Origin of the sequence: Streptomyces sp. DH24 (assembly GCF_029813775.1) — a bacterium.
Classification (GTDB): Bacteria; Actinomycetota; Actinomycetes; order Streptomycetales; family Streptomycetaceae; genus Streptomyces.
In genome coordinates this window covers 164,861-177,022 of the sequence record NZ_JARVKW010000005.1, presented here as the reverse complement: position 1 = coordinate 177,022, position 12,162 = coordinate 164,861, and the positions used below count along the sequence as shown (strand labels likewise).

The 12,162-nt window shown below is 74.1% G+C and carries 10 protein-coding genes; 7 read left to right on the top strand and 3 right to left on the bottom strand.

What is annotated here, in order from left to right:
- Nucleotides 1–288 precede the first annotated feature (288 nt).
- The 4 genes from QC282_RS05910 (at nt 289) to QC282_RS05895 (ending at nt 5,507) form a co-directional block, all read left to right on the top strand.
- Nucleotides 289–918, top strand: a complete 630-nt coding sequence (locus tag QC282_RS05910; RefSeq protein WP_279548126.1) for a GntR family transcriptional regulator — start codon at nt 289–291, stop codon at nt 916–918.
- A gap of 264 nt (nt 919–1,182) precedes the next feature.
- Complete coding sequence (gene aceE, locus QC282_RS05905; protein WP_279548125.1) at nt 1,183–3,885, top strand: pyruvate dehydrogenase (acetyl-transferring), homodimeric type; 2,703 nt, start codon at nt 1,183–1,185, stop codon at nt 3,883–3,885.
- A gap of 60 nt (nt 3,886–3,945) precedes the next feature.
- Nucleotides 3,946–4,932: a YafY family protein gene (locus QC282_RS05900; protein WP_279548124.1), complete on the top strand. Its 987-nt coding sequence runs from the start codon at nt 3,946–3,948 to the stop codon at nt 4,930–4,932.
- A 56-nt stretch (nt 4,933–4,988) separates the two neighbouring features.
- Entirely contained in the window at nt 4,989–5,507 is a 519-nt protein-coding gene (locus QC282_RS05895; RefSeq protein WP_279548216.1) for a DUF4240 domain-containing protein, read from the top strand.
- A gap of 7 nt (nt 5,508–5,514) precedes the next feature.
- Here QC282_RS05895 and QC282_RS05890 read toward each other — a convergent pair whose 3' ends face one another.
- Both QC282_RS05890 and QC282_RS05885 read right to left on the bottom strand, forming a co-directional pair.
- Nucleotides 5,515–6,315: a peptidoglycan recognition protein gene (locus tag QC282_RS05890; protein ID WP_279548123.1), complete on the bottom strand. Its 801-nt coding sequence runs from the start codon at nt 6,313–6,315 to the stop codon at nt 5,515–5,517.
- A 262-nt stretch (nt 6,316–6,577) separates the two neighbouring features.
- Nucleotides 6,578–7,078, bottom strand: a complete 501-nt coding sequence (locus QC282_RS05885) for a GNAT family N-acetyltransferase (protein WP_279548122.1) — start codon at nt 7,076–7,078, stop codon at nt 6,578–6,580.
- Nucleotides 7,079–7,151: 73 nt separating this feature from the next.
- On the opposite strand from QC282_RS05885, the gene QC282_RS05880 reads away from it, so the two are divergent.
- Together QC282_RS05880 and QC282_RS05875 are read left to right on the top strand one after the other, a co-directional pair.
- Complete coding sequence (locus QC282_RS05880; protein ID WP_279548121.1) at nt 7,152–8,054, top strand: TIGR01777 family oxidoreductase; 903 nt, start codon at nt 7,152–7,154, stop codon at nt 8,052–8,054.
- A 179-nt stretch (nt 8,055–8,233) separates the two neighbouring features.
- A complete protein-coding gene (locus tag QC282_RS05875; RefSeq protein WP_279548120.1) occupies nt 8,234–9,637 on the top strand; it encodes an NAD(P)/FAD-dependent oxidoreductase in 1,404 nt (467 codons plus the stop codon).
- Nucleotides 9,638–9,649: 12 nt separating this feature from the next.
- Here QC282_RS05875 and QC282_RS05870 read toward each other — a convergent pair whose 3' ends face one another.
- Complete coding sequence (locus tag QC282_RS05870) at nt 9,650–11,113, bottom strand: regulator (RefSeq protein WP_279548119.1); 1,464 nt, start codon at nt 11,111–11,113, stop codon at nt 9,650–9,652.
- Nucleotides 11,114–11,345: 232 nt separating this feature from the next.
- Here QC282_RS05870 and lipB point away from each other — a divergent pair, with 232 nt between their 5' ends.
- Complete coding sequence (lipB, locus tag QC282_RS05865) at nt 11,346–12,143, top strand: lipoyl(octanoyl) transferase LipB (protein WP_279548118.1); 798 nt, start codon at nt 11,346–11,348, stop codon at nt 12,141–12,143.
- The last annotated feature ends 19 nt before the right edge of the window (nt 12,144–12,162 follow it).

The window sequence follows — 12,162 nt, the reverse complement described above, 5'->3', positions numbered from 1 at the left end:
CAACAGCCGAGCCCCCGCCCGGATTTCCACTCCGGGCGGGGGCTCGGCCCGTGTCGGACGGCACCACTGGGCGAGGCACCTCGGTCACTGCGTCCCCCAGCCCTCACGCGCCGTGTGCGCCTCGTCTCACCTGCGCAAAAGCCCCCCTGCGCGCCCTACCCGCGGAGCGAACGCGCCGTATTGTCTAAACGTCGAACGCCCCCGGGGTCCCACCCGTCGCCCGACCGCCACCCCTCGACGGGGCCCTTCGGGCCGCTGTACTGGACCGGCCCTCCCTAAGGAGCTCTCATGACCGCGCCCGTCGTCCACTCGCTCCGCGAGCAGATCCGCGAGCACATCCTGGAAGGGATCATCAGTGGGCGCTGGCAGCCGGGCGAGCGGATCGTGGAGCGGCGGATCGCGACCGAGCTGGAGGTCAGCCAGACGCCGGTCCGGGAGGCGCTGCGGGAGCTGGAGTCGCTGCGGCTGATCGAGTCGGCGCCCAACAAGGGCGTGCGGGTGCGGAATCTGACCGCCGCCGACCTGGAGGAGAGCTATCCGGTCCGGGCCGGTCTGGAGGCCATCGCGGCGGAGCTGGCCGCGGCGCGTCTCGCGGAGGACTGCTCGGCGCTGGAGCCGCACGTCTCCGCGCTGTACGAGGCGGACCGCATGGCGGACGGCACGGGGCAGGTGCGGCACACGGTAGCGTTCCACCGGGAGCTGGTGCGGGCGGCGGGCAACTCGGTGCTGCTGCACACCTGGGAGGGCCTGGGCATCGAGGTGTTCACGGCGCTGTCGATCCGCTGGCTGGGCACGGTCCAGCAGTCGTACGCCGAGGAGCACGAGGAGCTGGTGGCCGCGTTCAAGCGCCGTGACCCGCGTATCGCGGAGCTCGTGAAGGCGCACGTGCTGGGCTGCGCGCCCCGTCACGAAGCCTGAGCGGCACCCCGCTCAAACGACGTCCCACCTGCGGAAACAGCCCCATAACGCGGCACCCGGTGTCTTTGTCGCAGGCACCCCGTGCCTACTTTCTCGTGATCAAGAGGTTTTCGCCCCGAACCCTTTGATCGATCATCGATCAGGGAGTTACAGTCGCCGACGGGCTCTCACCAGAGCCTCCAGCCCTGTCCTGCCAAAGATCAAGGGCACCCCTGAACCCTTACACCGATGAGGGAACCCCCTTCGACTGAGGAAGGCGGCGACATGACCGACCCCTACGCCATCCAGCCGAGCGAGCTCGACCAGCTCCCGGACCGCGACCCCGAGGAGACTGCCGAATGGCAGGCCTCGCTGGACGCCGTCGCCAAGGCGGCCGGGCCGCACCGTGCCGCGTACCTGATGCGCCGCACACTGGAGCGCGCCGAGGGCGCCGGCATCGCGTTGCCGAAGCTCCTCGAGACCGACTACGTCAACACCATCCCGACCGCCGCCGAGCCCGCCGTGGACGGTGACGAGGAGATGGAGTCCCGGATCACGGCCTGGAACCGCTGGAACGCGGCGGCCATGGTGACCCGCGGCTCGAAATACGGCGTCGGCGGCCACATCGCCACCTTCGCCTCCGCGGCCTGGCTGTACGAGACCGGCTTCAACCACTTCTTCCGGGGCAAGGAGCAGGACGGCTCCGGCGACCAGCTCTACATCCAGGGCCACGCCTCCCCCGGCATCTACGCCCGCGCCTTCCTCGACGGCCGGCTGAACGAGGGCCACCTCGACAACTTCCGCCGCGAGGCGGGCGGCGACGGCCTCCCGTCGTACCCGCACCCGCGCCGGCTGCCCTGGCTGTGGGAGTTCCCGACGGTCTCCATGGGTCTCGGCCCGCTCTCCGCGATCTACCAGGCGCGCTTCAACCGCTACCTGACCCACCGCGGCATCAAGGACACCGCCGGCTCGCACGTGTGGGCGTTCCTCGGCGACGGCGAGATGGACGAGCCCGAGTCGACGGCGGCCCTCGCGCTCGCCGCCCGCGAGGAGCTCGACAACCTCACGTTCGTCATCAACTGCAACCTGCAGCGCCTCGACGGCCCGGTCCGCGCCAACTTCAAGATCGTGCAGGAGCTGGAGGCCCAGTTCCGCGGCGCCGGCTGGAACGTCGTCAAGACGCTGTGGGGCTCCGCCTGGGACGAGCTGTTCCAGCTGGACACCACCGGCGCGCTGGTACGCCGCCTGCGCGAGGTACCGGACGCGCAGATCCAGACGTACCAGACCCGCGACGCCGCCTACATCCGCGCCGACTTCTTCGGCAAGGACCCGGCGCTCGTCGAGATGGCGAAGCTGCTGAGCGACGACAAGATCGTGGAGTGCTTCCACTTCTCGCGCGGTGGTCACGAGTCCCGCAAGGTGTACGCGGCGTACAAGAAGGCACTCGCGCACAAGGGCGCGCCGACCGTGATCCTGGCCCAGACGGTCAAGGGCCACACCCTCGGCGAGGGCTTCGCGTCGAAGAACGCCAACCACCAGATGAAGAAGCTGACGGTGGACGAGTTCAAGGCGATGCGCGACCGCCTCGGCCTGCCGATCAAGGACAGCGACTTCGTCGACGGCGTGGTCCCCTACGGCCACCCGGGCGCCGACTCCCCCGAGGTCCGCTACCTCCAGGAGCGCCGCGCGGCCCTCGGCGGTCCGGCCCCGGCCCGCCGGGTGCACCCGGTCGCGCCGCTGCCCGCGCCCGCCGAGAAGGCCTTCGCCTCCTTCGACAAGGGCTCCGGTTCGCAGAACGTGGCCACCACCATGGCCTTCGTCCGACTGGTCAAGGACCTGGTCCGCGACAAGGAGACGGGCAAGCGCTGGGTGCCGATCGTCCCCGACGAGGCGCGCACCTTCGGCATGGAGTCGCTGTTCCCGTCGCTCGGCATCTACTCGCCCAAGGGCCAGACGTACGAGCCGGTCGACCGCGACCAGCTGATGTACTACAAGGAGGCCAAGAACGGCCAGATCCTCAACGAGGGGATCACCGAGGCCGGTTCGATGGCCGACTTCATCGCCGCTTCGACGTCGTACGCGACGCACGGCGAGGCGATGATCCCGTTCTACATCTTCTACTCGATGTTCGGCTGGCAGCGCACGGCCGACCAGATGTGGCAGCTCGGCGACCAGCTCGGCCGCGGCTTCCTCATCGGCGCCACGGCGGGCCGTACGACGCTGACCGGTGAGGGCCTGCAGCACGCCGACGGCCACTCCCCCGTCATCGCCGCGACCAACCCGGCCGCGCTGACGTACGACCCGGCGTTCGCGTACGAGGTCGCCGCCATCGTCAAGGACGGTCTGCGCCGCATGTACGGCGAGGCGGCCCCGGGCGAGGACCCGAACGTCTTCTACTACCTGACCGTCTACAACGAGCCCCTGCCGCAGCCGGCCAAGCCGTCCGTCCCCGGCATCGACGAGGGCATCGTCAAGGGCCTGTACCGCTTCAACACGGCGGAGTCGGCGGGCCTGACCCCGGTCGCGAACGCGCCGCGCCTCCAGCTGCTCGGCTCCGGCACGGCGATCCACTGGGCGCTCAAGGCGCAGCGGATGCTGTGCGAGGAGTGGGGCGTGGCCGCCGACGTGTGGTCGGCGACGTCCTGGGGCGAGCTGCGCCGCGACGCGCTGGAGGCCGACGAGGCGCTGCTGCGCGGCGAGGAGCGGGTGCCGTTCCTGCGCCGGGCGCTGCAGGGCGCCGAGGGCCCGGTGCTGGCGGTGTCCGACTACATGCGTCAGGTCCCGGACCAGATCGCGCAGTGGGTCGAACAGGACTACTCGTCGCTGGGCGCCGACGGCTTCGGCCTGTCGGACACCCGTGACGCGGCCCGCCGCCACTTCGGTGTCGACGCGGAGTCGATCGTCGTCGCCGCCCTGGCCCAGCTCGCCCGGCGCGGCGAGGTCAAGGCGACGGCCGTGAAGGAGGCGCGCGAGCGCTACGGCCTGTAAGGCACGGCCGGTTCTTGGGAGGCCCCCGCCGCGGCGGGGGCCTCCTGCATGATGTGGTCCATGCGTGCTGCCCGGCTCATCAAGATGGTGCTGTTGCTCCAGTCCCGGCCCTCCATGACCGCCGCCGAGCTGGCGCGGGAGCTGGAGGTGTCGGAGCGGACGGTCACGCGCGACGCGCAGGCGCTGTCGGAGGCGGGCGTGCCGGTGTACGCGGACCGGGGCCGGGCCGGCGGCTACCGGCTGGTCGGCGGGTACCGGACGCGGCTGACGGGGCTGCACCGCAGCGAGGCCGAGGCGCTGTTCCTGTCGGGGGTGCCGGGGGCGCTGCGCGAGATGGGTCTCAAGGACGCGGCGTCGGCGGCCCGGCTGAAGGTGTCGGCGGCCCTGCTGCCGTCGCTCAGGGACGCCTCGCGCACGGCGGCGCAGCGGTTCCATCTGGACGCGCCGAACTGGTTCCGTGAACCGGAGACGCCTGCGCTGCTGCCGGCGGTCGCGGACGCGGTGTGGGACGACCGGCGGATCGCCGCGCGCTACCGGCGCGGGGAGGCGGAGCACGGGCGGGACGTGGTCCGGGAGCTGGAGCCGTACGGGCTCGTGCTCAAGGCGGGGGTCTGGTACCTGTGCGCCCGGGTGGCGGGCAGCGGGTCGTTCCGGGTGTACCGGATCGACCGGTTCACGTCGGTGGAGGCGGGCGAGGAGCGCTTCGAGCGCGAGGAGGACTTCGATCTGCCGGCGTTCTGGGAGGAGCGGGCGGAGCAGTTCGCGCGGTCCATCCTGCGGGCGCGGGTCGAGGTGCGGCTGTCCCCGGAGGGGGTGCGCATGCTGCCGTACACGGTGGACGCGCCGGCCGCGCGGGAGGCGCTGGACGCGGCGGGCGGTCCGGACGGCGACGGCTGGGTGACGGTGACCCTGCCGGTGGAGTCGGAGGATGTCGCCCACGCGCAGCTCGCGGCGCTCGGGCCGGAGGTGGAGGTGCTCGCGCCGAACGCGCTGCGGGCGCGGTTCGCGGCGGACGCGCGGCGGCTCGCGGCGCTGTACGGCACATAACGATCCGCCGCACTCCGCGTGCGGCCGGTGCGCCGAGGGCCGATGCTGGACCCGTGATGGACGAGACGGAGTTCTGGCAGCTGGTGGACGACGCCCGGGAGGCCGCCGACGGCGATCCCGAGGAGCAGGCCGACCAGCTCGTGGAGCGCCTGCTGGGGCTCGATCCGGAGGCGGTCCTGGATTTCGCCCGCCATTTCGAGGTCCGCTACAACCGCGCCTACCGCTGGGACCTGTGGGGCGCCGCCTGGGTGCTGCTGGACGGCGCGAGCGACGACGCCTTCGACTTCTTCCGGTGCTGGCTGATCGGCCAGGGGCGCGAGGTGTTCGAGGGGGCGCTGCACGACCCGGACGCGCTCGCCGATCTGCTGGGCGACTTCGACGAGGAGCTCGACGGCGACGCCGAGGAGCTCGGTTACGCGGCGGACGAGGCGTACGAGCAGCTCACCGGCACCGTCGCGCCGGACCTGGACATCGCGCCGCCGCCGGCGGAGCCGGAGGGCACGCCGGTCGACTTCGAGAACGAGCGGGCGCTGGCGGAGCGGTATCCCCGCCTGTGGGACCGGTTCCGGGCCTGACGGCGGCTCACGGCCTGCCCTGCAACTGGGCGGCCAGTCCGCGGATCGCGGGGAGGCGGGCGGTGAGTTCGGCGCCGGGGCAGGTGGTCATGTAGCCGTCGTTGTGGCCGGCGACGGCGGGCAGGGAGGCGGTGGCGCCGGCGGCGTACCGGCTGTGGCCGTTGCTGGAGACCAGGTCGACCATGGCGCGCGGGTCGGTGCCGGACGGGCCGAGTTTCCAGGCGGCCACGGCGGCGACGGCCTCGACGATCTCCTGCGGCACGGGGACGCCCGCGGTGAAGGTGCCGAGGGCGGCGATGCCGGTGGTGCGGTGGTTGAAGCCCTGGGTGTGGGCGCCGGTGACGGCCCGGGTGACGCCTCCGGCGCGGCCCTCGTAGACGGTGCCGCAGCGGTCGACGACGAAGTTGTAGCCGAGGTCGTCCCAGTCGCGGGCGCCGGTCTGGCCGGTGTAGAGGTCGCGCAGGATGCGGGGGGTGTCGGCGCAGTCGTAGTCGTTGGGCGTGTCGGTGTGGTGGACGAACACGGCGACGACCTCGTCGTCGTAGCGCGGCCGGGGCTGCGGGCGGGCGGCGTCGCCCAGCCAGGCGGAGCGCGGCACGATGTGCGGCCGGGGGGCGTGGTACTGCGCGGCGGGGCGGGCCGTGGGGGCGGCGGGGCGCCGGTCGACGCCGTGCGCGCAGAGCACGAGTGCCGCGACGGCGGCGAGCCCCGGCAGCCAGCCCAGCACCGCCGGGACGGCGCCTGGCAGGCCGGGTGTCCGGCCCGCGCGCGGTTGCCGTGCGCCTCGGGCGCTTCGGACGACACGCATGGTCCCACTGTCGGGCCGATCCGCCCGGCCCGCGACGTGTGCTGTGCCACCCGGTGGAACCGTGGGCCGGTCCGCGGCGTTTCTCGTGCTGCACGCGCGTGTGCCCGTTTCCGGCGGCTCCCCGCGCGGCGCTGCTCACCGGGGCCGTCTCCCGCGTAAGAGAGGGATGTCCGAGGTCGCGGACGACGGGCGCGCGCCGCGGACGCGACGGCGCCGGTGGCCACCGGGGGGCCGGCGACGCCGTAGGCCGGCCGGGCGGCGGTCAGCCGTCGAGCGGGACCAGGGACTGGCCCATCAGCACGTCGTCGACGTAGGTGCCGTCCAGGCAGAACTCCTCCGGCTGGACACCCTCGACGACGAAGCCCTCGGACTCGTACAGCTTGCGGGCCGGGGTGTTGTGGCCCAGCACGCGCAGGGTGATGCGGCGGGCGCCGAGGCGGCGGGCCTCCTCGACGGCGGCCCGGACCAGGGCCCGGCCGACGCCCAGGCCGCGGGCCTCGTCCGCGACGGCGAGGCCGCGGATCTGCCGGACGTGCGCGTTGGAGGCGAGCTCGGTGGGGAAGCCGAGCCGCACGTAGCCCACGACGCGGCCGGAGAGCTCGGCGACGAGGTGGTCCTGCGGCCCGCAGCGCTCGCGGAAGAACGGCTCCGGGCGCTCGGGACGCGGGGTGACCGCGTGCAGGGGCGACCAGGCGGCCAGGTCGAGCCGCGCGAGCGAGTCCTCGTCGGCGCGGGTGGCGTGGCGTATGGAGGGATGCGGCATGACGGTCACTGTACGGCGCGCGTGTCGGGGCCGGTCGCCTGTTTTTCGCGGGCGGGCCCGGCAGGATGGGCCCATGGCAGCTTCCCGTATCGCGGTGGCCGGCGCGTCCGGTCTTGTCGGCAGCGCCCTGGTGCGGTCCCTGACCGCGGACGGGCACGAGGTGGTGCGCCTGGTGCGCCGGGCGCCCCGGGCGGCGGACGAGGCGCGGTGGGAGCCGGAGCGGCGGTCCGTGGACGCGGCGGCGCTGGCCGGGTGCGACGCGGTGGTCAATCTGGCCGGGGCCGGGGTCGGCGACCGCCGCTGGACACAGGCGTACAAGGCGCGGATCCGCTCCAGCCGGGTGGACGGGACGGCGGCGCTCGCCGGGGCCCTCGCCGCGCTGGACCCCGGCGAGCGGCCCCGGGTGTTCGTGAACGGCAGCGCGATCGGCTTCTACGGGGACACCGGCGACCGGGCCGTGGACGAGAGCGCGCCCGCGGGCGAGGGGTTCCTGCCGTCGCTGTGCGTGGAGTGGGAGGCGGCCACGGAGCCCGCGCGGGAGGCGGGCGTGCGGACGGTGCTGGCCCGCACGGGGCTGGTGGTGGCCCGGGGCGGCGGCGCGTGGGGGCGGCTGTTCCCTTTGTTCCGGGCGGGGCTCGGGGGGCGGCTGGGCGACGGGCGGCAGTACTGGTCGTTCGTCGCGCTGCACGACGAGGTGGCCGCGCTGCGCCATCTCCTGGACACGGACGGGCTGTCGGGGCCGTTCAACCTCACCGCCCCGCACCCGGTGACGAACCGTGAGGTGACGGCGGCGATGGGGCGGGTGCTGCACCGGCCGACGCCGTTCGCGGTGCCGGCGCCGGTGCTGCGGGGAGTGCTCGGCGAGATGGCCGGGGACGTGCTGGGCAGCGCGCGGGTGCTGCCGGCGCGGCTGCTGGAGTCGGGGTTCCGGTTCGCGTTCCCGGAGGTCGAGGAGGCGATCCGGGCGGCGCTGTGACGCGGGTGCCGGGGCGGCGCAGGCGCGGGCGGGCATGCGACCGTCGTGCGCCCGTGCCCTGTGCGTGCGCGACTCCCCCGGGCCGATCACGGGCCTAACCTCAAGCCGAACTCGGGTATCCCTGGAGCCGGTTGGGGGCATGACGTTTCCAGCGGCCGCGCAACCTCGAGGAGGGGCACGTGCTTGAGCCCGTGAATCAGGCGGACGTCGTCGTCGTGGGAGCCGGGGTCGCCGGGCTCGCGGCGGCGCATCGGCTGACCGGCGCAGGAGTGTCGACCGTGGTGCTGGAGGCCGCCCATGGGGTGGGCGGCCGGATGGCGACGGAGAAGGTCGACGGCTTCAGGCTCGACAGAATCGGACAGTTGCTGTCCACGGCGTATCCGGGGCTGCGGCTGACGCCGGGTCTGGACGGGCTGGTGCTGCGCCCGTTCGCGCCGGGGGTGCTGCTGCACAGCGACGGGCGGCATCACCGCGCGGGCGCGCAGACCGGCGCGGGGGGCGCAAGGGGCGCACTCCACGCCGTACGCGCCCTCGCGAGCGGCCCCAGGTCGGTGCCGGCGCCCCGCAGGTCCCCGCCCGCCAGGACGCCCGGGCGGCCCGCCGCGGTGCCGCGGAGCCGGGCCGGTGCCCCGCTCGGCGGCGCCGTCGACCAGGCGCGGCTCGGTGCCGCGCTCACCCGGCTCGCGGGCACGCCCGTCGAACGGATGCTGGCACGGCCCGAGTTGCCGGCGGCCGAGGCTCTCGCGGCGCGCGGCCTGCCCGCCCGCACCATCGACGGGTTCCTCAGGCCGCTGCTCGCGGCCCTGCTGTGCGACGCGGAGCTGACCACGTCCAGCCGGTGCGCGGACCTCGCCCTGCGGGCGTTCGCGGCGGGGCGGCTGTGCCTGCCGGAGGGCGGCGCGGAGGCGCTGCCCGAGCTGCTGGCGCGGTCGCTGCCGGCGGGCACGGTGCACACCGGGGTGCGGGTCACCGCGGTCTCCACGACGTCGGTGACGACGGCCGAGCACGGCGAGATCCGCTGCCGCGCGGTGCTGGTGGCGACGGACGCGCGGGCCGCCGCCGAGCTGCTGCCCGGTCTGCGGGTGCCGGACTTCCATCCGGTGACGGTGCTGCACCACACCACCCCGGAGCCGCCGCCCACGGGCGCGTCCCTGGTGCTGGACGCGGACCGGGGCGGGCCCGTGGCGCACACGGCGGTGGTCAGCCGCGTGGACCCGTCCCGCGCGCCGGCCGGCCGCACGCTGGTGACGTCGGCGGTCCTCGGCGCACCGCCGCCGGACGTCGACACCGCCGTCCGCATGCACCTCGCCCGGCTGTACGGCACGTCGACCACGGGCTGGGAGACGCTCGCCGTGCGCCACACCCCCGAGGCGGTCCCGGCGATGGGCGCCCCGCACGACCTGTGCCGGCCGGTCCGGCTGCTGGCGGGGCTCTACGTGTGCGGCGACCACCGGGACACCAGCACCGTCCAGGGCGCCCTGCACTCGGGCCACCGGGCGTCGGCGGCCATCCTGACGGACCTGGGCGCGGGCGGCTCGATGCACACGGCGGAACCGCCTCGGTCGATGCCGTCGGCGGCATGAGCCGGGCGGGGGTCAGACCAGGGCGGCCACCCGGTCCCGGTAACTCCGGGCCGGGGCCGCGTCCTTGTAGGGCTCCAGGCGGCGTTCGAAGTCCCTGACGTACTCCAGGGCGCGCACCGAGCGCATCTCGGCCGCCTGGCCCGCCGCCTCCGCGGCGAGGCGGCAGGCCTCGTCGAGTTCGCCGAGGCCCAGGCGGGCGGTGGCGAGGACGACCTTGCAGAACACCCGGCTGCGGGCGTAGACGGGGGCGCGCAGTTGCAGCGAGCGCTCGGCGTGCTGCGCGGCGGCGCGGAACTGCTGCAGGTCGCGGTGGCAGTGCCCGAACTCGTCGGCGAGCTGCGCCTCGTCGAAGAACCTTGCCCAGTGCGGCACCTCGTCGCCGGGTCGGGCGGTCTCCAGGGCGCGCTCGGCCCGCACGAGGGACGCGGTGCAGGCGCGCACCTCGCCGAGCACGCCGTGCCCGCGCGCCTCGGCGGCGTGCAGCAGTGCCTGCAGGGCGGGTGGCACGGTGGTCCCGACGCCCTGCTGCGCCACGCGCGCGAGCTGCACGGCCTCCCGGCCGTGGCCGAGGTAGACGGCCTGCCGGCTCATGGTGATCAGCACGTACGCGCCGTAGGCCCGGTCCGCCGCCGCCTGCGCGAGCCGCAGCGCCTGCACGAAGTAGCGCTGCGCGAGCCCGTGCGCGGCGATGTCGTACGACGTCCAGCCGGCGAGTCTGGTCAGGTCGGCCGCCGCGGCGAACAGGCGGCGCCCGGCCTGCTCGCCGTAGCTGCCGCGCAGCATCGGCTCGCACTCGTGCTCCAGGTAGCGCACGAGGGCCTGGCGGGCGTGGCCGCCGCCGTACATGTCGTCCAGGGTGCGGAACAGCTCCCCGACGGAGCGGAGCGCGGCGATGTCGCCGCCGGTGACCCGCTGGCCGGGGCTGCGGTCGGTCTGCCCGCGCCGGCCGGGCAAGGTGGCGGGTCCGGCCGGGCGCCGTACCGCCGGGCGGCCCTGGGCCGGTACCCGGACGGGCACCTCGCTGCGGGCGACCTTGTCGTCGGGGCGGCCGATGAGCCAGTCCCGGCTGGGCACGACGAGTCCCGCCGGGGTGAACGCGATCTTGCGGAGTTCGGCGTGGCTGCCGGAGTCCTTGCGCCACAGCCCGCTGACGATGTCGACGGCCTCCTCCGGGGTGGCGGCGAACTCCAGCCCGGCGTAGACGGGCGCGCAGGCGTCGAGCCCGAGGTCCTGCGCGGTGAGCCGACGGCCGAGACGGCGGGTGAACACCTCGGCGATCAGGGCGGGGGTGGTGCCGCGCGGCTGCTGCCCGCGCAGCCAGCGGGTGACGGACGTCTTGTCGTATCTCAGGTCCAGCCCGTGTTCGAGACCGAGCTGGTCGACGCGACGGGCCAGACCTGCGTTGGAGAATCCCGCTTCTGCGATGAGCGCGGCGAGCTGTCGGTTGGGAGTGCGCTGCGCGGGTCGTTCCGTCATCTGCGGTGCGGTCTCCTGCCTTCCGGGAACGAAGTGCCCGGATTGCCTGTGAGCAGCCCTTATGGCCTCGTGGTCGGCGCGAATGTAGCGGAGCGTAGCCGGGTGATCGCACACTTCCCCAGGCATTCATCCGATCGTGTGAGGATTGACCCCGAGGCTGACGACGTGAGTCCGGTCGTACAGTGGCGTAGGCGCGTTTCGTGCCTTACGACCTTCGAGGGAGGCGCTTGCCGTGAGTGAGCTGCGGTTCGTCCGCATGGGTTTCGGTGCCGAGGCCGTGGACTACCGGGTGGCGTGGGACGAGCAGCGCCGGGTGCACGCGGCGCGCTTCGAGGACCGCGTCCCCGACACCGTGCTGCTCCTGGAGCACCCGCCGGTGTACACGGCGGGCCGCCGCACCGCCGACAACGAGCGCCCCCTGGACGGCACCCCGGTCATCGACGTGGACCGCGGCGGCAAGATCACCTGGCACGGCCCGGGCCAGCTCGTCGGCTACCCGATCCAGAAGCTGCCGCGCCCGGTGGACGTCGTGGCGCACGTGCGCCGCCTGGAGGAGGCCCTGATCCGCACCTGCGCCGACTTCGGCCTGGAGACCACCCGGGTCGAGGGCCGCAGCGGCGTGTGGGTGCTCGGCGACCCGGTCGAGCAGCGCCCCGCGCTCGGCGGGCTGTCCCTGGACTTCGACCCGCGCCTGCAGGACGACGAGTTCGACCCGCGCCTGAACGGCCCCGAGTACGCGCCCTCCAACGCGGGCCAGCGCCGCGAGGACCGCAAGATCGCGGCCATCGGCATCCGCGTCGCCAAGGGCGTGACGATGCACGGCTTCGCGCTGAACGTGAACCCCGACAACAAGTGGTTCGACAGGATCATCCCGTGCGGCATCCGCGACGCCGGCGTCGCCTCCCTGGCCAACGAGCTGGGCCGGGACGTCACGATCGAGGAGGTCCTGCCGGTCATCGAGCGCCACCTGCGGGACGTCCTGGAGAACGCGGACCTCAAGCCGCGCGTCATCGAGAAGACGCCGGCTTGACCTGCCCGTCCGGCGTTCG

Bases quoted from the DNA above. Each gene is read 5' to 3' on its own strand.
- QC282_RS05900 (WP_279548124.1), top strand. From the start codon at position 3,946: ATGCGTGCTGCCCGGCTCATCAAGATGGTGCTGTTGCTCCAGTCCCGG.
- QC282_RS05895 (WP_279548216.1), top strand. From the start codon at position 4,989: ATGGACGAGACGGAGTTCTGGCAGCTGGTGGACGACGCCCGGGAGGCC.
- aceE (WP_279548125.1), top strand. From the start codon at position 1,183: ATGACCGACCCCTACGCCATCCAGCCGAGCGAGCTCGACCAGCTCCCG.
- QC282_RS05885 (WP_279548122.1), bottom strand. From the start codon at position 7,078: ATGCCGCATCCCTCCATACGCCACGCCACCCGCGCCGACGAGGACTCG.
- QC282_RS05890 (WP_279548123.1), bottom strand. From the start codon at position 6,315: ATGCGTGTCGTCCGAAGCGCCCGAGGCGCACGGCAACCGCGCGCGGGC.
- QC282_RS05910 (WP_279548126.1), top strand. From the start codon at position 289: ATGACCGCGCCCGTCGTCCACTCGCTCCGCGAGCAGATCCGCGAGCAC.
- QC282_RS05870 (WP_279548119.1), bottom strand. From the start codon at position 11,113: ATGACGGAACGACCCGCGCAGCGCACTCCCAACCGACAGCTCGCCGCG.
- QC282_RS05880 (WP_279548121.1), top strand. From the start codon at position 7,152: ATGGCAGCTTCCCGTATCGCGGTGGCCGGCGCGTCCGGTCTTGTCGGC.